The organism is Pseudomonas sp. zfem001 (genome assembly GCF_032621725.1).
GTDB classification, from domain to species: Bacteria; Pseudomonadota; Gammaproteobacteria; order Pseudomonadales; family Pseudomonadaceae; genus Aquipseudomonas; species Aquipseudomonas sediminis.
The window spans coordinates 34,510-53,662 of the sequence record NZ_JAVYJI010000008.1 but is presented as its reverse complement, the minus strand read 5'-3'; the positions used below and the strand labels follow the sequence as shown (position 1 = coordinate 53,662).

At 61.8% G+C, this 19,153-nt stretch carries 16 protein-coding genes; 7 read left to right on the top strand and 9 right to left on the bottom strand.

The annotated features are described in order from the left end of the window. The first annotated feature begins 4 nt into the window (after positions 1-4). From infB to RTH74_RS22285, 7 genes are all read left to right on the top strand, one after another. Positions 5-2,491 (top strand): translation initiation factor IF-2, encoded by a 2,487-nt coding sequence (gene infB, locus RTH74_RS22320; RefSeq protein ID WP_316916099.1) that lies wholly within the window; start codon positions 5-7, stop codon positions 2,489-2,491. A 109-nt stretch (positions 2,492-2,600) separates the two neighbouring features. After that, positions 2,601-2,993, top strand: coding sequence for a 30S ribosome-binding factor RbfA (gene rbfA / locus RTH74_RS22315; RefSeq protein ID WP_004424397.1), 393 nt, complete (start codon positions 2,601-2,603; stop codon positions 2,991-2,993). A gap of 3 nt (positions 2,994-2,996) precedes the next feature. Continuing rightward, positions 2,997-3,917, top strand: a complete 921-nt coding sequence (gene truB / locus RTH74_RS22310; protein ID WP_125880305.1) for a tRNA pseudouridine(55) synthase TruB — start codon at positions 2,997-2,999, stop codon at positions 3,915-3,917. A 170-nt stretch (positions 3,918-4,087) separates the two neighbouring features. Then, positions 4,088-4,357, top strand: coding sequence for a 30S ribosomal protein S15 (gene rpsO / locus RTH74_RS22305; protein ID WP_004424394.1), 270 nt, complete (start codon positions 4,088-4,090; stop codon positions 4,355-4,357). Between the two features lie 171 nt (positions 4,358-4,528). Then, positions 4,529-6,634 carry a polyribonucleotide nucleotidyltransferase gene (pnp, locus tag RTH74_RS22300; RefSeq protein ID WP_125835134.1) on the top strand — a complete coding sequence of 702 codons (2,106 nt, stop codon included), beginning with the start codon at positions 4,529-4,531 and terminating at the stop codon, positions 6,632-6,634. A 348-nt stretch (positions 6,635-6,982) separates the two neighbouring features. After that, the gene (locus tag RTH74_RS22295; protein WP_099526094.1) at positions 6,983-7,336 is read left to right on the top strand and encodes a BON domain-containing protein; all 354 of its coding nucleotides are present in this window, start codon (positions 6,983-6,985) and stop codon (positions 7,334-7,336) included. A gap of 189 nt (positions 7,337-7,525) precedes the next feature. Then, the gene (locus RTH74_RS22285; RefSeq protein WP_017675326.1) at positions 7,526-7,723 is read left to right on the top strand and encodes a CsbD family protein; all 198 of its coding nucleotides are present in this window, start codon (positions 7,526-7,528) and stop codon (positions 7,721-7,723) included. A gap of 280 nt (positions 7,724-8,003) precedes the next feature. Here the strand turns inward: RTH74_RS22285 and RTH74_RS22280 are convergent, their stop codons facing one another. The 9 genes from RTH74_RS22280 to panB form a co-directional block, all read right to left on the bottom strand. Next, positions 8,004-8,306, bottom strand: coding sequence for a DUF2845 domain-containing protein (locus tag RTH74_RS22280; RefSeq protein ID WP_316916098.1), 303 nt, complete (start codon positions 8,304-8,306; stop codon positions 8,004-8,006). Positions 8,307-8,319: 13 nt separating this feature from the next. Then, entirely contained in the window at positions 8,320-8,628 is a 309-nt protein-coding gene (locus RTH74_RS22275; protein ID WP_179544096.1) for a DUF2845 domain-containing protein, read from the bottom strand. Next, the gene (locus tag RTH74_RS22270; protein WP_316916097.1) at positions 8,625-11,507 is read right to left on the bottom strand and encodes a DUF748 domain-containing protein; all 2,883 of its coding nucleotides are present in this window, start codon (positions 11,505-11,507) and stop codon (positions 8,625-8,627) included. The genes RTH74_RS22275 and RTH74_RS22270 overlap by 4 nt, the downstream gene beginning before the upstream one ends. A 102-nt stretch (positions 11,508-11,609) precedes the next feature. After that, the gene (locus tag RTH74_RS22265; RefSeq protein WP_316916096.1) at positions 11,610-12,626 is read right to left on the bottom strand and encodes a class I SAM-dependent methyltransferase; all 1,017 of its coding nucleotides are present in this window, start codon (positions 12,624-12,626) and stop codon (positions 11,610-11,612) included. Positions 12,627-12,699: 73 nt separating this feature from the next. Continuing rightward, a complete protein-coding gene (locus RTH74_RS22260) occupies positions 12,700-13,572 on the bottom strand; it encodes an oxygenase MpaB family protein (protein ID WP_316916095.1) in 873 nt (290 codons plus the stop codon). Positions 13,573-13,642: 70 nt separating this feature from the next. Next, positions 13,643-15,580, bottom strand: a complete 1,938-nt coding sequence (acs, locus tag RTH74_RS22255) for an acetate--CoA ligase (protein ID WP_316916094.1) — start codon at positions 15,578-15,580, stop codon at positions 13,643-13,645. A gap of 149 nt (positions 15,581-15,729) precedes the next feature. Then, on the bottom strand, positions 15,730-17,394 hold the full coding sequence (gene pgi / locus RTH74_RS22250) for a glucose-6-phosphate isomerase (RefSeq protein ID WP_099526087.1): 1,665 nt from the start codon (positions 17,392-17,394) through the stop codon (positions 15,730-15,732). Between the two features lie 80 nt (positions 17,395-17,474). Continuing rightward, entirely contained in the window at positions 17,475-18,332 is an 858-nt protein-coding gene (gene panC / locus RTH74_RS22245) for a pantoate--beta-alanine ligase (RefSeq protein ID WP_099526086.1), read from the bottom strand. Further along, positions 18,329-19,129 (bottom strand): 3-methyl-2-oxobutanoate hydroxymethyltransferase, encoded by an 801-nt coding sequence (gene panB / locus RTH74_RS22240; protein ID WP_143506239.1) that lies wholly within the window; start codon positions 19,127-19,129, stop codon positions 18,329-18,331. The genes panC and panB overlap by 4 nt, the downstream gene beginning before the upstream one ends. Positions 19,130-19,153: the final 24 nt, after the last annotated feature.

Here is a 19,153-nt window from a genome sequence, read left to right as displayed (position 1 = left end):
ATGCATGACGCAAGTCACGGTGAAAGAACTGGCCACAGTGGTCGACACCCCGGTTGAGCGCCTGCTGCAGCAGATGCGTGAAGCTGGCCTGTCCCACGACAGTGCCGAACAAGTAGTGACCGATAGTGAGAAACAGGCCCTGCTGGCCCATCTCAAGAGCAGTCACGGCGACAAGGTCGAAGAGCCGCGCAAGATCACCTTGCAACGCAAGACCACCAGCACGCTGCGCGTTGCTGGTAGCAAGACCATCAGTGTTGAAGTGCGTAAGAAGAAAACCTTCGTCAAGCGCAGCCCGGAAGAGCTCGAAGCCGAGAAGCAGCGTGAGCTGGAAGCTCAGCAGGCAGCTGCCGAGGCCGAGCGCCTGAAGGCCGAGGAAGACGCCAAGCGCAAGGCCGAAGAAGAGGCCAAGCGTCAGGCTGCAACTGCTACTACCGATACTGCCGCACCTGCTGCCGCGCCGACGCCTGTCAGCGAGCCGGTGGTTGCCGCTCCGGTCATCGAAGTCGAGCGCAAGAAAGAAGAAGTGCGTCGCCCCGAGAAGGCACGCTCTGATGAAGACGAGCGTCGCGACCGCAAGCACACTCAGCATCGTCCTGCTACCAAGGAGAAGGCGCCTGCTCCGCGCGTCGCTCCGCGTAGCGTCGATGAAGAAAGCGACGGTTTCCGTCGTGGTGGCCGCGGCAAGTCGAAGATGAAAAAGCGCAACCAGCATGGCTTCCAGGCTCCGGCCGGTCCCGTGGTGCGTGATGTGGCCATTGGCGAAACCATCACTGTGGGCGATCTGGCTCAGCAGATGTCGGTCAAGGCTGCCGAAGTCATCAAGTTCATGTTCAAGATGGGCACTCCGGCCACCATCAACCAGGTGCTGGATCAGGAAACTGCCCAGCTGATCGCCGAAGAGCTGGGCCACAAGGTCAAGCTGGTCAGCGACACCGCTCTGGAAGATTCCCTGGCCGAGTCGCTGAAGTTCGAAGGTGAAGCCTTCTCCCGTGCTCCGGTCGTGACCGTAATGGGCCACGTCGACCACGGTAAGACCTCGCTGCTCGACTACATCCGTCGCGCCAAAGTGGCCTCCGGCGAAGCGGGTGGTATCACCCAGCACATCGGTGCCTACCACGTGGAAACCGACCGCGGCATGGTCACCTTCCTCGACACCCCCGGTCACGCCGCGTTTACCGCGATGCGTGCACGCGGTGCCAAGGCGACCGACATCGTCATCCTGGTCGTCGCAGCTGACGACGGCGTGATGCCGCAAACTCAGGAAGCCGTACAGCACGCGAAAGCGGCTGGTGTGCCGATCGTGGTTGCAGTGAACAAGATGGACAAGCCGGAAGCCAACCCGGACAACATCAAGAACGGCCTGGCCGCACTGGATGTGATTCCGGAAGAGTGGGGTGGCGACGCGCCATTCGTACCGGTTTCCGCCAAGGCCGGTACCGGTATCGACGAGTTGCTCGAGGCCGTGCTGCTGCAGGCTGAAGTCCTCGAGCTGAAAGCCACTCCGTCGGCCCCGGGTCGTGGTGTGGTGGTCGAATCGCGTCTGGACAAGGGCCGTGGCCCGGTAGCCACCGTGCTGGTTCAGGACGGTACCCTGCGTCAGGGCGACATGGTGCTGGTCGGCGTCAACTATGGCCGCGTGCGCGCCATGCTCGACGAGAACGGCAAGCCGATCAAGGAAGCCGGTCCGTCCATTCCGGTCGAGATTCTCGGCCTCGATGGTACGCCGGATGCCGGTGACGACATGACCGTGGTCGCCGACGAGAAGAAGGCCCGTGAAGTTGCCCTGTTCCGTCAAGGCAAGTTCCGCGAGGTCAAGCTGGCCCGTGCTCACGCCGGCAAGCTGGAAAACATCTTCGAGAACATGGGCCAGGAAGAGAAGAAAACCCTCAACATCGTGCTCAAGTCCGATGTGCGTGGTTCTCTGGAAGCCCTGCAAGGCTCGCTCAGCACCCTGGGCAACGACGAAGTGCAAGTACGCGTGGTCGGTGGTGGCGTCGGTGGTATCACCGAGTCCGATGCCAACCTGGCGCTGGCTTCGAACGCCGTACTGTTCGGTTTCAACGTCCGTGCTGACGCCGGTGCGCGCAAGATCGTCGAGGCCGAAGGCCTGGACATGCGCTACTACAACGTCATCTACGACATCATCGAAGACGTCAAGAAGGCGCTCACCGGTATGCTCGGCAGCGATGTTCGCGAGAACATTCTGGGCACCGCCGAAGTGCGTGACGTATTCCGTTCGCCGAAGTTTGGCGCGGTTGCCGGTTGCATGGTCATCGAAGGTACCGTCTACCGCAACCGTCCGATCCGCGTGCTGCGTGAAGACGTGGTGATCTTCGAAGGTGAGCTGGAATCGCTGCGTCGCTTCAAGGACGACGTCGCCGAAGTGCGTAACGGCATGGAGTGCGGTATCGGCGTGAAGAGCTACAACGACGTCAAGGTCGGCGACAAGATCGAAGTGTTCGAGAAAGTCCAGGTGGCTCGCAGCCTGTAATCGCGAGTCGCAACACGCAACGCCCGGCCCCGCATTCGCGCGGCCGGGCGTTTGCCGCTTTTGAGTCCGCTGGCGAACAGGCAGCGGAGGAAGTAAAGGTAACTAGAAAATGGCCAAAGATTACAGCCGTACCCAGCGTATCGGCGACCAGATGCAGCGCGAGCTGGCCCAGCTTATCCGGCGTGAGGTCAAGGACCCGCGTCTGGGGCTGGTGACCATCACCGCCGTCGATGTCAGCCGTGATATCGGTCACGCCAAGGTCTTCATCACCGTCATGGGGCAGGACGACGCCGAGGCGATCAAGGAGAGCCTCAAGGTGCTGAACGACGCGGCCGGCTTCCTGCGCATGCAACTGGGCAAGGCGATGAAGCTGCGCAGCGTTCCGCAGTTGCACTTCCACTATGACGAGAGTGTCCAGCGCGGTGCTCACCTGTCGGCACTGATCGAGCGTGCCGTAGCGGAAGATCGTCTGCACGACGACACCGCAGGTTCCAAGGAGTAAGGCGTGGCGCAGGTCAAACGTATTCGCCGCAAGGTCGACGGCATCATCCTGCTCGACAAGCCGCACGGTTTCACGTCTAACGCCGCGCTGCAGAAAGTGCGTTGGCTGCTCAATGCCGAGAAGGCCGGTCACACCGGCAGCCTCGATCCACTGGCCACCGGTGTGCTGCCGCTGTGTTTCGGTGAAGCGACCAAGTTCTCCCAGTATCTGCTCGACGCTGACAAGGGCTACGAGACCGTCGCTCAGTTGGGCGTTACCACCACCACTGGTGATGCCGAAGGTGATGTTATCGAACGGCGCCCGGTGACCGTCGGTCGCGCCGAAATCGAGGCACTACTGCCGCGTTTTCGCGGTGAAATCAAACAGATACCGCCGATGTACTCGGCGTTGAAGAAGGACGGTCAGCCACTCTACAAGCTGGCCCGTGCGGGTGAAGTAGTGGAGCGCGAAGCGCGTTCTGTTACTATTGCGCGCCTGGAACTGCTGGCCTGCGAAGGCGAGCAGGCCCGTCTGGCGGTTGATTGTAGTAAAGGCACCTATATTCGTACGTTGGTCGAGGATCTTGGCCAATTGCTGGGCTGCGGTGCGCATGTCGCCGAGTTGCGTCGTACCAAGGCCGGACCGTTCGATTTGACGCGCACCGTGACGCTGGAAGAACTGGAAGCTGCACACGCCGAAGGTGGCAACGAGGCGCTGGATCGCTTCCTGCTACCGGCCGATAGCGGTCTGCAGGACTGGCCTTTGCTGCAGTTCTCCGAGCACAGCGCGTTCTACTGGTTGCAAGGGCAGCCGGTGCGAGCGCCGGAAGCACCGAAGTTCGGTATGGTGCGGGTGCAGGATCACAATGGTCGCTTCATCGGCATCGGTGAAGTGAGTGACGATGGGCGTGTTGCCCCGCGTCGATTGATTTATACCGGTGCGTAGCACCGAACGATTCGGCCGAGATGGCTGAAAGCCTGATGCTGACGATGTCGTCATCAGGTACTGCGAGGGTGGCTGTTAGTAGGCACGGTCATACCTCTTTTTAAAACACGGGGAGCGATTCCCGGCCTATTGAGACTGCTTCGGCAGTTTCCAGATGAGAGGAAGCCAACATGGCACTCAGCGTTGAAGAAAAAGCCCAGATCGTTAACGACTACAAGCAAGCTGAAGGCGATACCGGTAGCCCGGAAGTGCAGGTTGCCCTGCTGACCGCCAACATCAACAAGCTGCAAGGCCACTTCAAGGCCAACGGTAAAGATCACCACAGCCGTCGTGGTCTGATCCGTATGGTTAACCAGCGTCGTAAGCTGCTGGACTACCTGAAGGGTAAAGACACCAGTCGTTACAGCGCCCTGATCGGTCGCCTGGGCCTGCGTCGTTAATAGACGCGAGCTGCACAAGTTGGAAGCTGGGAGTTCGGCGTCGCGGGTGGGGAGTGATCCTCACCTCGTGGCGCTGGGCTTCCAGCTTTTGGCTTTTCGAGGGATGCATCGGGTCCGACTCCCGCGCCTCTTTCCAATTTCCCCCAAGGCAACAAAGAGAAGGAAAACACCGTGAACCCGGTAATCAAGAAATTCCAGTTCGGTCAGTCGACCGTTACCCTCGAGACTGGCCGTATTGCCCGTCAAGCCTCCGGCGCAGTGCTGGTCACCGTTGACGACGACGTCAGCGTACTGGTCGCCGTAACTGGCGCCAAAACTGCCGACCCAAGCAAAGGCTTCTTCCCGCTGTCCGTGCACTATCAGGAAAAGACCTACGCTGCCGGCAAGATCCCTGGCGGTTTCTTCAAGCGTGAAGCGCGTCCTTCCGAGAAAGAAACCCTGACCTCGCGTCTGATCGATCGCCCGATCCGTCCGCTGTTCCCGGAAGGCTTCCAGAACGAAGTGCAGGTCATCTGCACCGTGGTTTCCACCAGCAAGAAGACCGATCCGGACATCGCTGCGATGATCGGTACCTCGGCTGCCCTGGCCATCTCCGGTATTCCGTTCAACGGCCCGATCGGTGCTGCGCGCGTTGCCTTCCACCCGGAAACCGGCTACCTGCTGAACCCGAACTACGAGCAACTCAAGGCCTCCAGCCTGGATATGGTCGTAGCGGGCACCAAGGACGCCGTGCTGATGGTCGAATCGGAAGCCAAAGAGCTGACCGAAGACCAGATGCTGGGTGCCGTACTGTTTGCCCACGAGGAATTCCAATCGGTTATCCAGGCTGTTACCGAGCTGGCCGCCGAAGCCGCCAAGCCGACCTGGGACTGGCAGCCGAAAGCCGAGAACACTGCTCTGCTGAGCGCTATCCGTAGCGAGTTTGGTGAGGCAATTTCCCAGGCTTACACCATCACCATCAAGCAAGACCGCTATGCGCGTCTGGGCGAGCTGAAAGATCAGGTCGTTGCCAAGTTCTCCGGTGAAGAAGGTCAGCCTTCCGCCGGTGAAGTCAAAGAAGCCTTCGGCGAAATCGAATACCGCACCGTGCGCGAGAACATCGTCAACGGCAAACCGCGTATCGATGGCCGTGACACCCGCACCGTGCGTGGCCTGAACATTGAAGTCGGCGTTCTGGACAAGACCCACGGCTCGGCGCTGTTCACCCGTGGCGAAACCCAGGCACTGGTCGTTGCCACCCTCGGTACCGCCCGTGACGCGCAACTGCTCGACACCCTTGAAGGCGAGCGCAAAGACCCCTTCATGCTGCACTACAACTTCCCGCCGTACTCGGTCGGTGAGTGTGGTCGTATGGGCGCCACTGGCCGCCGCGAAATCGGTCACGGCCGTCTGGCTCGTCGTTCGGTTCAGGCCATGCTGCCGGCTGCTGACGTGTTCCCGTACACCATTCGTGTGGTGTCGGAAATCACCGAGTCCAACGGTTCTTCCTCGATGGCTTCCGTCTGCGGCGCTTCCCTGGCCTTGATGGACGCTGGTGTACCGATGAAGGCGCCGGTTGCCGGTATCGCCATGGGCCTGGTCAAGGAAGGCGACAAGTTTGCCGTTCTGACCGACATCCTCGGCGACGAAGATCACCTGGGCGACATGGACTTCAAGGTTGCCGGTACCGCCAATGGCGTTACTGCACTGCAAATGGACATCAAGATCCAGGGCATCACCGAAGAGATCATGGAGCAGGCGCTGGAGCAGGCGCTGGAAGCTCGCCTGAACATCCTCGGTCAGATGAACCAGGTCATCGCCCAATCGCGCAGCGAGCTGTCAGCCAATGCGCCGACCATGATTGCGATGAAGATCGACCAGGACAAGATCCGCGACGTGATCGGTAAAGGCGGCGCGACCATCCGTGGTATCTGCGAAGAGACCAAGGCTTCGATCGACATCGAAGACGATGGCTCGATCAAGATCTTCGGCGAAACCAAGGAAGCCGCCGAGGCTGCCAAGCAGCGTGTACTGGCCATTACCGCAGAAGCCGAGATCGGCAAGATCTACGTCGGCAAGGTCGAGCGCATCGTCGACTTCGGTGCCTTCGTCAACATCCTGCCGGGCAAGGACGGCCTGGTGCACATCTCCATGCTGAGCGATCAGCGCGTGGAGAAGGTCACCGACGTGCTGCAGGAAGGCCAGGAAGTGAAAGTATTGGTACTGGACGTGGACAACCGCGGCCGTATCAAACTGTCGATCAAGGACGTAGCTGCTGCCGAGGCCTCTGGCGTCTAAGTACGGCTGACCTGTTCGAACGAAAAGGCTCCTTCGGGAGCCTTTTTTTGTGCCTGATCGTCAGGGGGCGCTCGAACTCTGCCACTGTCCAGATCATCCAGGGGCTGCTCCAGATTGCTTTAGACGCGCGCTGGTGGTGGCTTGGTGCCATGTTCATGCAAATTGCCCGAGGTCTTTTATGCGACTCGGCGAAATGCAATCAAAAGCGTAATGGCGGTTTTATTTAAGTTATTGTTTTTAAAGGATTTTTTATTATTTTAAAACCTGGCACAGGCCCTGCAATAGTACTAGTGAACCTGCAACCAGGAGTTGGTTTGCAGATTGTCTGGAATGTACAGGAGTCGAATCATGAAACAGCCAATCAACCGTTTTGCCGCTACTACCCTGACCGCTGCCGTGCTGAGCATGTCTCTGGCCTCCGCAGCCTTCGCCGCTGAGCCGACCATGCTGGCAGCCAGTGACACTGTGGATAAAGCCGAGCAGGCGGTATCCGACACCTGGATCACCAGCAAAGTGAAATCCACCTTCGTTGCTGACTCGAACCTCAGCGCGCTGGACATCAAGGTCGAGACCAACCAGGGCGTAGTTTCCCTGTCCGGCGTGGTCGCTACCGACGCCGAGCGTGATCTGGCTATCGCCAAGACCAAGGAAATCGAGGGTGTGCGTGACGTGTCCGCCGATGCCCTGAAAACCGCTGACTGATAGCCGGGCCGGGGGGGGGSSCTGTCCGGCGTGGTCGCTACCGACGCCGAGCGTGATCTGGCTATCGCCAAGACCAAGGAAATCGAGGGTGTGCGTGACGTGTCCGCCGATGCCCTGAAAACCGCTGACTGATAGCCGGGCCGGCCGGGCTAGCGCCCGGCCCCACCTTCTGTCACTGGGAGAATGACCATGAATAGCGACATCATCAAAGGCAAATGGAAGCAGCTTAGCGGTCGTATGAAGGAGCGTTGGGGCAACCTGACCGATGACGACCTGGACGTCGCCGAGGGCCACAGCGAGTACCTGGCTGGCAAGCTGCAAGAACGTTACGGCTGGACCAAGGAAAAGGCCCAGCAAGAGCTGCGCGATTTCAGCGACAAGCTCTAAGTAGGGATTATCTGGTAAGGATGCCGATTAAGCACGGAAAGCTATGGAAACGGATGTCTCAGCAGCACGGATGGCTGCAGGCAGGATGCCACAAACAGCATGGATGATCGCAGGCATGGTGCCTTACCAGTATGGATAGCTACAGGCAGGACGCCTGATCTGCACGGATAGCGAAAGCATGGATGCGCGAAGGCCCCGCCGGTGTGACCGGCGGGGCCTCGATTTTTGTGCTGAGCACTAGAAATGCGTCAGGCAGGTGCACCCGGCATGCAGGGTTAGATCAGCTACCGCGCTTGCTGCGGACCTCGATCAGGCGGCCGCCCTCGAAACGGAGAAAGTGGTACATGCCGCTTTTCGGGCCGTAGATCCACTCCTCGACACTCACCTCGCTACGGAAACCATAGCTGTCGACCACCTCCTTGTAACCGACAAAGTCGCGGCTGGAAGGCTCGCCACATTTGTTCAGCACCTCTGCAGTGGGCGCTGTCTTGCTGACCAGGGCGCTACCGCAGCGATAGGTGGAGGACGCCTCGGCCATCAGGGGCAGGCAGAGCAGGGTGAGCAGACAGCTGAATTTGCGCATGAAAACCTCCTGCTCAGCGTTCGCGCCGGCGTTCAATGACGGTCAGACGGTTACCCTCGAAACGCAGGATGCTGAGCATGCCGTTGCTCGGGCCGTATACCCATTCCTCGATCATGTACTCACGACGGTCATAGGAGCCCAGGGTGTAGCCGACCGGGTCACGGTGCACTGGCGCGCCACATTTGCGCTCGACCTCGAACGGGCGGTCGCCCAGGCTGACCAAGGCGCTGCCGCAACGTAGCGTGTCGGCCTGCGCGTTGGTACTGCTCAGGCCGGTGACCAAGGCGGTGAACGTGATGATGGATAAGCTGCGCATGATCATTGGCTGTCCAGGTGCAGGGTGGTGAGCACGCGGCCGTCGGCTTCGGGCTCACCCAGGTTGGCATCGATCAGGTAGACACGTTCATCGTACAACCCACCTTGTTCAACCAGATAATCCTTGATCGTTGCAGCGCGTTGCTGAGCCAGTTGACGCAGCAACAACTTGCTTTGCGCCCAGGAGTCCAATACTGCCTTGCGCATGTTCTGCTGGCGTTGTTCTTTGTCCAGCTCGGCCCACTCGGCTGGCGGCTGCTGCTTGAGTCGGGTGCGATAAATACCTTCGAGCAGGGCGGCTTGTTCATCTTCCGCGACCGTCAGTTCATCGGGGCTGGCCGGTACTTTGTCACCACGGCGTTGCAGCACCTTGTACCAGCCTTCGCGAAACTCGCGTTGCAGACGCTGTTCGGCCAGCAGCGGGCCGTCGGCACTCTGCGCGGCCTGACCTTCCACCTCCAGACGCAGATTCGGGCGTTCCTCGAGCGCTTTTGCCAGGGTGTCCAAGGCCTGGCGTGCGTCGCCCTCCAGCTCTGCAGAGCCCGCGGCGAATGGCACGGTACTGAGGTCGACGTTGCTGCCGCCGACCAGCCCGGCGATGAACTTGAATGGTGCCTGTGCCGCGCGCAACACCAGATTGCGCAAGGTCTGCCAGACGATGGGCATGACGCTGAACTGCGGATTGTTCAGGTCTCCCTGTACCGGCAGCTCGATGGCGATGCGCCCCTGAGTGTCCTTGAGCAGGGCCACTGCCAGGCGAATCGGCAGGTCGACAGCATCCGGGCTGTCGACACGCTCGCCCAGTTGCAGGTTCTCCACCAGCACCTTGTTCTCGGCATTGAGCTGGCCTTTCTCGATGCGGTAGTGCAGGTCGAGGTTGAGGCGACCCTTGCGGATGCGATAGCCGGCGAACTTGCCGGAATAGGGGGTGATGGTGGTCAGTTCGACGTTCTTGAAGCTGGTAGCGATATCCAGGCTGTTGAGCGGATCGAACGGCGTCAGCTTGCCCTTGATGCTCATTGGCGCGTAACGGTCGACCTTGCCCTGGATATCGACACTGGCGGCTTGCGGCTTCTGGTTATCGAGTACGCCGATGCGCCCGTTCATTTGCTGAACGGCGGTGGCGAAGCTGGGGGTCAGACTGAAGTCGGCGAAGTTGGCCGAGCCGTCATTGATGGCTACGCCGCCGATGCGGATCGCCAGTGGTTTGCCCGCATCGGCCTTGCTCTCGTTCGGCGTCGCCGGCTGCGGCACGATCAGTTCGCTGACGTTGGTGGTCAGGTCCTCGTTTATCACGAAACGTGCATAGGGCTGATCCAACTCGACGCGCTCGATGGCCAGGCTTTCACCGTGGCGGTAGTCGAGACCATTAACCCGAACCTGCTTCCAGCGCACGAAATCGCGTTCGCGCAGGGTATCGAGGGTGTGCAGTTGATCGACCCTGGCGCTGCCGGTGACGCTGAGTGCCAGCGGTTCGGTGCTCTTGAGTTGCACGTCGAGGTCGCTGCCGAGCAGGCCACTGCGCAGTTCCAGGTGAATGAATGGGCTCAGGTAGGCCTGCGCCAGGCGCAGGTCGATGTCCTGCGTGGCGACCTTGAGTTGAGCGCTGGTCGGGCTCAGTTGTACGTTGCCGGCTGCCTGCAGCTTGCCCTGTTTGCCGAGGCCGCTATCGAGCCTGAGTTCGAAAGGCTTGTCGCCCAGGCTGTCGAAGTTCTTCAGGTCCAGGTTCAGTGGGCCGACCTCCACCGCCACTTCCTGCTGCGGCACGCGGTCGGCCAGGTGAGCCTTGTAGTCGCGTAGCTGCACATCTTGCAGCAGCACTTGCCAGGGCTTGCTATCGCCGGCTTGCGACGTTGGCTCGACAGTCTCGCTACTGGCGCTTTCGGGTTTGGCGAACAGTTTCTGCCAATCCAGCTGGCCGTCGGCTTCGCGCGCCGCCCAGGCTTCGAGGCCCTGGCTACGCACCTGGCCGATCACCACCTGCTGCTTGGCCAGGTCGAGACTGGTGTTGTCGATATCCAGCCGCTGCAGGCGTACCAGCGGTTTGCCTTGCGGATCGTCGATGGCGAAGGGGGCCAACTGCACCTTGACCTTGCTCAGTTGTAGCTCGGTGCCGCTGGAGAGGTCGAGGCGATAGTCGCTGCTGAGGTCGACCTGGCCTTCTTTCAGCACCAACGGCAAGGCATCCCGCACGTAAGGCCAGAAGGTGCTCAGGCGGCCATCGCTGATGCTCAGACTGCCGCTGGAGGTGATGGGCGTCAGGCTGACCTGGCCGCGCCAGTCGATCTGCGCGCCGTGCGGGCCACTGGCGGTCATGGTCATTTCGGCGTTGTCACCGGCCAGGGTGCTGAGGTTGTGCAATTCCAGATCGAGCGCGTCATAGGCGAATTCCACAGCCTCGCTCGGGCGCAGGTCCTGGAAGCGCAGAGACTTTTCGCGCAGACGGATGCTGTCGATGCGCAGCGGGAAGGGCTCGCTGCTTTCTGTCTTGGGTTCCGCCTGACTTTCCGGCAGGTGGAACAACTGGGTGAGATTAAGCGTACCGTCTTTGGCGAAGAGTATTTCAGTGCGCGCACCGTCAAGCTCGACGTCACTCAGGTGCAAGGCACCGCTCCACAGGCTGTCACTTTGCAAGTTGGCGTAGAGGCGCTGGAAGCTCACTTGCTCCTGGCCACTCTCGCCGATACGCAGGCCCCAGAGGCTCAGCTCGAGCGTGAAGGGGTTGAGCTGCACGCGCTGCAGCGAGGCGGGCAGCGTGGCGTACTGCGCCAACTGCTGATTGGCGACACGCAGGGCGATGCCCGGCAGAATCAGGAAGCCGATCAGGCTGTAGAGGAAAACGGTGATCAACAGTGCGCTCAGCGCGCGCTTCAGTCCTTTGGGCATGGCTTGGCGTCATCTATCCAGACGAGGAGACGACTTGGAGTATGGCACGGCGGTTCGGTTCCGGTCGTTATCGCTGCACTCAGATTGCGTGCCGGCCGTGCTTCAAAGCTGCAGGATCAGGGTTTTCAGCGGCGGTTTGGCATCATGCGAAGGGAAGTCGGATGCAGGGACGATGACCTGGCAATCCTGCACTGAGCGGCCGAGTTTCTCGGCGCAGCGCAGCACTTGGGCGCGCCAGTCGCTCATCTCCACTTTTGCCAGGTTGTTGCAGCACACCAGGGTGCCGCCTTCGGCAGTGGCCAGCAGGGCTGGCTTGAGCAGGCTCTGGTAATCGCGCAGCAAATCGACCGTACCGAAGGCACTCTTGGCCCAGGCTGGCGGGTCGAGGAACACAAGATCGAACTGACGCGGTTGCAGGCGCGGGTAACTCGGCAGTTTTTGCCCGCGTCGGCTGCTGATCGGTAGATCGGCCAACTGACGAATCGCCGGGAAGTAATCGGACTGGATGAACTGCATGGCGGGCAACTCGGGGTTGAGCGCACCGTTTTCGCGGCCCACAGCAAGGTTACCCTGGGCGAAGTCGAGGTTGATCACCTCGCGTGCGCCACCCGCCGCGGCGCACAGACCGACGCCGCAGGTGTAGGCGAACAGGTTGAGCACGGACTTGTCGGCGCTGTTGGCCTTGATCCAGCCGCGGGCGTTGCGCAGGTCGAGAAACAGCAGCGGGTCCTGTCCGGCATGCCGGCCGCGTACGCGGTAATTCAGTCCCCATTCGTGGCCGACCATATCCTCCAGCGCTGCCTCGTCGGCCTGGAACAGGGTTGGGTCGCGATCGATCCGCGAATTGCCCTTGGAGCGGTCGTTGTAGACCAGGAGCAGCGGCTGACCCAGATGGGTTTCGACGTTGCCGACGATGCTGTGTAGCTCGCCGGCCTCAAGCGGTTGATGAAAACTCTGTACCAGCAACTGCGGGCCGTAGCGGTCCACGGTCAGGCCCGGCGCGCCTTCCTGGCTCCCGTGGAACAGTCTGTAGCAGTCGGTGCCTTGGGCGTGCAGGTCTGCGAGGAGGTTTTCGCGAGTGGCAAGGGCGGCGCGCAGCGCCTGGTCAAGAGAAGGCATGCGCGGCGTCTCGGAGAAAGGGAGGCGCAAGTTTATCAAGAAAAGCCGCAGGGGATGGACGTGGGACGGTGGCCTACAGGCGCGGCGCTAAACGACGGTGGGCGCGCTGTGCTGCGCTGTTACGAATCGCCCAGCGCAGCAGCGTGGCGGTGCGTTGCACGCTGCTGCGAATCAGCGGACGGCGCCAGGGGGCCTGGTGCTCGCCGAGCAGGTCGCTGGCCCAGTCCGGCAGCAGGTCTACACCGGCCTGCATCATCAGATTGCCGAAGGGTTTGGCGAGAATATTGGGCATCGGTGCGGCAGACAGCAGTCGCACCACTTCGCGTGTTCGCGCGTCACACAGCAATTGCGGGCGCATGCGCTGGAGGTAGTCGCTGATGGCCTGGTGCGACTTAGGCACGTCCTGCGCGCCGAGGCGTTCGGCGATCAATGCCACTTCGCGGTAGTAACGATCCTGTTCGGCCACCGGCAGTTGCGGGTCGACGTAGCGCAGGTAGCCGGCGAGAAACTGGCTGACCTCGGAGACATGCACCCAGGTCAGCAGCTCGGGGTCGCTGGCGGCATAGGGGCGACCGTCCGGCGCGCTGCCGACCACTTGAAGGTGGATGCGGCGCACCTTGTCGATCAATTGCTCGGCATCGTGCAGGCCACCATAGGTGGTGCCGGCGATGAACAGGCTGGTGCGGCGAAGGCGGCCGAGCATGTCCTGACGAAAGGTAGAGTGGTCCCATACGCCGGCCAGCGCCAAAGGGTGGAGCATCTGCAGGAGCAGGGCGGAGATGCCGCCGACCATCATCGCGGTGAAGTCAGCGTGGACTTTCCAGACCATCGACTCGGGGCCGAACAGGCCGGCATCACCGTGCGGCTGATCGAGGTCGAGCACGCCCAGCGAGGCGCCGGTGAGGCTGTGCACCTGTTTTTCGATTTGTCTGCGTAGGGTTTCCATGGCGCGCAGTTTCGGCGCTTGGCTGGCGCAAGACAAGATGAGCCCGGCCCTTTTGGGCCGGGCACGAGGGTCAGCGGTTCAGGCGCTGATCGATCAGGCTGTCGACCACGCTGGGGTCGGCCAGGGTCGAGGTGTCGCCCATGTTCTCCAGCTCGTTGCAGGCGATCTTGCGCAGGATGCGGCGCATGATCTTGCCCGAGCGGGTCTTGGGCAGGCCCGGTGCCCACTGGACCAGTTCCGGCTTGGCGAAGCTGCCGATCTCCTTGCCGACCAGGGTCAGCAGATCCTTCTTCAGCTCGTCGGAAGGCTCCTGGCCATTCATCAGGGTGACGTAGGCATAGATGCCCTGGCCCTTCACATCGTGCGGGTAGCCGACCACGGCGGCTTCGGCCACGGCATCGTGCAGCACCAACGCGCTCTCCACTTCGGCGGTACCGATGCGGTGGCCGGATACGTTGATCACGTCATCCACGCGGCCGGTGATCCAGTAGTAGCCGTCCTCGTCGCGGCGTGCGCCGTCACCGGTGAAGTAGTAGCCGGGGTAAGGCTTGAAGTAGGTATCGATCATGCGTTGATGGTCGCCGTAGACGCTGCGGATCTGGCTCGGCCAACTCGCCTTGATGGCCAGTACGCCGCTGCCGGGGCCATCGATCTCCTTGCCCTGTTCGTCGAGCAGCACCGGTTGTACGCCGAAGAACGGACGGGTGGCCGAGCCGGGCTTGAGGTCGGTAGCACCAGGCAGCGGAGTGATCAGGATGGAGCCTGTTTCGGTCTGCCACCAAGTGTCGACGATGGGGCAGCGGCTATCACCCACCACATGAAAGTACCACTCCCAGGCTTCCGGGTTGATCGGCTCGCCCACCGTGCCGAGCAGGCGCAGGCTGCTACGCGACGTGCTCTTGACCGGGGTTTGACCCTCGCGCATCAGTGCACGCAGGGCCGTGGGCGCGGTATAGAAGGTGTTGACCTGGTGCTTGTCGATCACCTGCCAGAAGCGCGAAGCGTCCGGGTAGTTGGGCACGCCTTCGAACATCAGGGTGGTGGCAGCGTTGGCCAGTGGGCCGTAGACGATGTAGCTGTGCCCGGTAACCCAGCCGACATCGGCGGTGCACCAGTAGATGTCGCCCTCGTGGTAGTCGAACACGTACTTGTGGGTCATCGCCGCGCCGAGCAGGTAGCCGCCGGTGGTGTGCAGCACGCCCTTGGGCTTACCGGTGGAGCCCGAGGTGTAGAGGATGAACAGCGGATCCTCGGCGTCCATTGGCTCGGCCGGGCAGTCGGCATCGACTTCCTTCAGAGCCTGGTGGTACCAGAGATCACGACCTTCCACCCAGGCGATATCGCCCTGAGTGCGTTCGACTACCACCACGGTGGAGACGTCCGGGCAGCTTTGCAGGGCCTTGTCGACGTTGGCCTTCAAGGGGATGTACTTGCCGCCGCGCACGCCTTCGTCGGCGGTGATCACCGCACGGCAGTCGGCATCGAGGATGCGGTCGCGCAGGGCATCGGGGGAGAAACCGCCGAATACCACCGAATGCACGGCGCCGATACGCGCACAGGCGAGCATGGCGTAGGCCGCTTCGGGAATCATTGGCATGTAGATGCACACCCGGTCGCCTTTCTTCACGCCACGGCCCTTGAGCACGTTGGCCAGTCGGCTGACGTTGTGGTGCAACTTGTTGTAGGTGATGTGTGCCGATTCGGCGGGGTTGTCGCCTTCCCAGATGATAGCGATCTGTTCGCCGCGCTTTTCCAGGTGGCGGTCGATGCAGTTGTAGGCAACGTTGAGTTGGCCGCCCTTGAACCATTCGGCGTGGCCCTGTTTCAGGTCGCTGGTATGCACCTTGTCCCAGGGTTTGAACCAGTCTAGAAAGGTCTTGGCCTGCTCGCCCCAGAAGGTCTCGGGTTGCTCGACGGACTGTTGATACAGGCGCAGATAGGCATCGTTATCCAGGTGCGCGCGCTGACGTACCGCGTCGGCCACGGGGTGGCGGGTGATCTCGAACATGGCGGGCTCCTTGTAATTGTTTGTCCGCAACAATCACAAGGGTGCACCCAAGCAGGCGCTTGGTTCAAGGGGTGATATTCGACGCAAGAGCGGCTGCGCGCCGTGAACACTGCCCGGCGCTTGGCCCCGGGCAGCGTCAGACGCGTGCATCAGCCGCGATGATGTTCGCGGAAATGAGCGATCAGGCCCTGGGTCGATGCATCCGATGCACTGCCATCGAGCTGGCCAGTCAGGCGCTGATACACCTCCTTGCCCATCTCCTTGCCCAGCTCCACGCCCCACTGGTCGAAGGCATTGATGCCCCAGATGGCGCTCTGCACGAAGACCTTGTGCTCGTACAGGGCAACCAGCGCGCCCAGCTCGAATGGTGCGATGCGATTCATCACCAGGATGTTGCTCGGGCGATTACCGGGGATCACTTTGTGCGGCGCCAGGCGCTGCACGTCGGCCTCGGCCATGCCTTTGGCGCGCAGTTCGGCCTCGGCCTCCTCACGCGTCTTGCCCTGCATCAGCGCCTGGGCCTGCGACAGGCAGTTGGCGAACAACCACTGGTGATGGTCTGACAGCGGGTTGTAGCTGTTGACGGGGACGATGAAGTCCGCCGGTACCAGCAGGCGGCCCTGGTGCAGCAACTGGTGGTAAGCATGCTGGCCGTTGCAGCCGACACCACCCCAGATGATCGGCCCCGTGGCGATGTCCAGCGCGCTGCCATCCTGGCGCACGCTCTTGCCGTTGGACTCCATGTCCAACTGCTGCAGGTGTTTGGTGAAGTTACGCAGGTAATGGTCGTAGGGCAGGATGGCGTGGCTCTGCGCGTCCCAGAAATTGGTGTACCAGATGCCCAGCAGGGCCATCAGCACCGGCATGTTCTCGGCCAATGGCGCCTGGGTGAAGTGCTGGTCCATGGCGTAGGCACCGGCCAGCAGTTCCTTGAAGTTGGACACGCCGATGGCCAGGGCGATGGGCAGGCCAATGGCCGACCACAACGAGTAGCGGCCGCCGACCCAGTCCCACATGGGGAAGATGTTCTCTTCGCCGATGCCGAACTCGATGGCAGCCTTGCGGTTGCTGGTTACGGCGATGAAGTGACGGTGCAGCTCTTCTTCCGGGCCGCCCATGGCCAGGTACCAGTCGCGCGCGGCCAGGGTATTCTTCAGGGTTTCCAGGGTGCCGAAGGACTTGCTGGAAACGATGAACAGGGTAGTTTCCGGGTTGAGGCGGGCGGTCAGTTCGCGGAATTCGCTGCCGTCGATATTGGCCAGGTAGTGGCAGCGCACGCCACGCTGGGTGAATGGGCGCAGGGCCTCGGAAACCAGTTGCGGGCCGAGGAAGGAGCCGCCAATGCCGATGTTGACCACTTCCTTGATCGGTTTTTCGCTGTAGCCGCGCCACAGGCCACTGTGAATGCGACTGACCAGCTCGGTGACCTGGTTCAGGACGCGGTGAACCTCGGGAATGATGTCATGGCCGTCGACCAGCAGGCGGCGGCCAATCGGGCTGCGCAGGGCGGTATGCAGCGCGGCACGGCCTTCCGAAGCGTTGACCTGTTCGCCGTGGTACAGGCTGGCGATGGACTCCTGCAGACCGGCCTGCTCGGCCAGTTGAATCAGCAGATCGAGGCCGTGCTCATCGATCAGGTTCTTCGAGTAATCCAGCAGCAGCCCGCAGCTGTCGAGGGAAAAGCGCTGGTAGCGCCGTGCGTCTGCAGCGAAGGCTTCGCGCATGCTGAAACCGGCCATCTTGGCGCGATGCTGCTGCAGGGCCTGCCAGGCGGGCAGGGTGGTGACGTCTTGAGGCTGCTGGTAATAGGCCATCGGAGCTCCTGGTCCACAAAAGCAAAAGGCCCGGATCGATCCGGGCCTTTGAGAGTGTAACCGGCTGCCTTTGCAGGCAGCTACTGGCGTGGCAGTTCAACCACCAGATTGTCGATCAGGCGGGTGCTACCCAGCTGTGCAGCGGTCAGCACCACCAGGTGATGATCGTCGAGCTGGGCCGGGCGCAGGTTCACCGCGTTACGGATCTCCAGGTAATCGGGGATGAAGCCGGCAGCACGTTGCTGCGCCTGGGTACTGTCGATAAGCCGTGCGTAATCGCGAGCGCCACGCTGCAGTTCTTCGGCGATCGCTTGCAGGCCTCGATACAGTGCTGGAGCGGCGGCGCGTTGCTCCTCGCTGAGGTAGCCGTTGCGTGAGGACAGGGCAAGGCCATCCTCGGCGCGTTGAGTTGGCGCTCCGATAATCTGGATCGGCATGTTCAGGTCCTGCACCAGTGCGCGGATCACTGCCAGTTGCTGATAGTCCTTCTCGCCGAACACGGCCAGATCAGGCTGGACCATGTTGAACAGCTTGGTCACCACCGTCGCGACGCCCTCGAAATGCCCCGGACGACTGGCGCCGCAGAGGCCTTCGGAAACACCGGGAACGATGACGCGGGCCTGGTCACCCATGCCGTGCGGGTAGATTTCCGCGACATCGGGGTGAAACAGCAGGTGGCAGCCGGCCGCCAGCAGTTTCTCCTGGTCGGCGGCGAGGGTGCGCGGATAGGTGTCCAGATCTTCACCGGCGCCGAACTGCAGTGGGTTGACGAAGATGCTGGCAACCACGAAGTCGGCACGTTGGGCGGCGATCTGTACCAGCGAAACGTGGCCCGCGTGCAGATTGCCCATGGTCGGCACGAAACCGATTTGCTTGCCCTCGGCCCGTGCCTGAGCGATGGCTGCGCGCAGCTCGCGCAGGGTCTTCACCGTGGTCATGCGGAAAAACCATGCTCGGCAGCCGGGAAGCTGCCGTCTTTGACGGCCTGTACGTAAGCGCTGAAGGCACCCTGAATGCTGCTTTGGCCTTCCATGAAGTTACGTACGAACTTCGGTGCACGACCGGACAGCGACAGCCCGAGCATGTCGTGCTTGACCAGCACCTGACCGTCGGTGGCGCTGCCAGCGCCGATGCCGATCACCGGAACCTTCACCGCCTGGGTGATTTCCGCGGCCAGCTCGCTCGGTACGCATTCGAGCAGCAGCATGGCCGCCCCGGCCTGCTCCAGTGCCATGGCGTCGGCACGCATCTGCCGCGCCTGCGCTTCCTGGCGGCCTTGAACCTTGTAGCCGCCGAGAATGTTCACCGCTTGTGGGGTCAGGCCCAGATGCGCGCATACCGGTACGCCGCGCTCGGCCAGCAGGCGGATCGGCTCGGCCAGCCAGCCGGCGCCTTCCAGTTTGACCATGTGCGCGCCGGCCTGCATCAGCTTGGCGCTGTTGTGCAGGGCTTGCTCGGTGGTGGCATAGGCCATGAACGGCAGGTCGGTGACGATCAGTGCGCCCTGGTTGCCGCGTTTGACGCAGGCGGTGTGGTAGGCCATCTCCTCGACGCTGACCGGCAGGGTGCTGTCGTGGCCCTGCAGGACCATGCCCAGGGAGTCGCCGACCAGCAATACGTCGACACCCGCCTGGCAGGCCGCATGGGCGTAGGTGGCGTCATAGCAGGTCAGCATGGCGATCTTTTCACCGTTCTGCTTGAGGCTCTGCAGGGTGGTCAGGGTAACGTCAGGCATTTCAAAGGTCCTCGCTCAGGCTCG

What these genes read in the sequence shown, in the direction of transcription:
- infB (WP_316916099.1), top strand. Translation starts at nt 5, where the DNA reads ATGACGCAAGTCACGGTGAAAGAACTGGCCACAGTGGTCGACACCCCG.
- rbfA (WP_004424397.1), top strand. Translation starts at nt 2,601, where the DNA reads ATGGCCAAAGATTACAGCCGTACCCAGCGTATCGGCGACCAGATGCAG.
- rpsO (WP_004424394.1), top strand. Translation starts at nt 4,088, where the DNA reads ATGGCACTCAGCGTTGAAGAAAAAGCCCAGATCGTTAACGACTACAAG.
- RTH74_RS22295 (WP_099526094.1), top strand. Translation starts at nt 6,983, where the DNA reads ATGAAACAGCCAATCAACCGTTTTGCCGCTACTACCCTGACCGCTGCC.
- RTH74_RS22285 (WP_017675326.1), top strand. Translation starts at nt 7,526, where the DNA reads ATGAATAGCGACATCATCAAAGGCAAATGGAAGCAGCTTAGCGGTCGT.
- RTH74_RS22280 (WP_316916098.1), bottom strand. Translation starts at nt 8,306, where the DNA reads ATGCGCAAATTCAGCTGTCTGCTCACCCTGCTCTGCCTGCCCCTGATG.
- RTH74_RS22275 (WP_179544096.1), bottom strand. Translation starts at nt 8,628, where the DNA reads ATGATCATGCGCAGCTTATCCATCATCACGTTCACCGCCTTGGTCACC.
- RTH74_RS22270 (WP_316916097.1), bottom strand. Translation starts at nt 11,507, where the DNA reads ATGCCCAAAGGACTGAAGCGCGCGCTGAGCGCACTGTTGATCACCGTT.
- RTH74_RS22265 (WP_316916096.1), bottom strand. Translation starts at nt 12,626, where the DNA reads ATGCCTTCTCTTGACCAGGCGCTGCGCGCCGCCCTTGCCACTCGCGAA.
- RTH74_RS22260 (WP_316916095.1), bottom strand. Translation starts at nt 13,572, where the DNA reads ATGGAAACCCTACGCAGACAAATCGAAAAACAGGTGCACAGCCTCACC.
- acs (WP_316916094.1), bottom strand. Translation starts at nt 15,580, where the DNA reads ATGTTCGAGATCACCCGCCACCCCGTGGCCGACGCGGTACGTCAGCGC.
- pgi (WP_099526087.1), bottom strand. Translation starts at nt 17,394, where the DNA reads ATGGCCTATTACCAGCAGCCTCAAGACGTCACCACCCTGCCCGCCTGG.
- panC (WP_099526086.1), bottom strand. Translation starts at nt 18,332, where the DNA reads ATGACCACGGTGAAGACCCTGCGCGAGCTGCGCGCAGCCATCGCTCAG.
- panB (WP_143506239.1), bottom strand. Translation starts at nt 19,129, where the DNA reads ATGCCTGACGTTACCCTGACCACCCTGCAGAGCCTCAAGCAGAACGGT.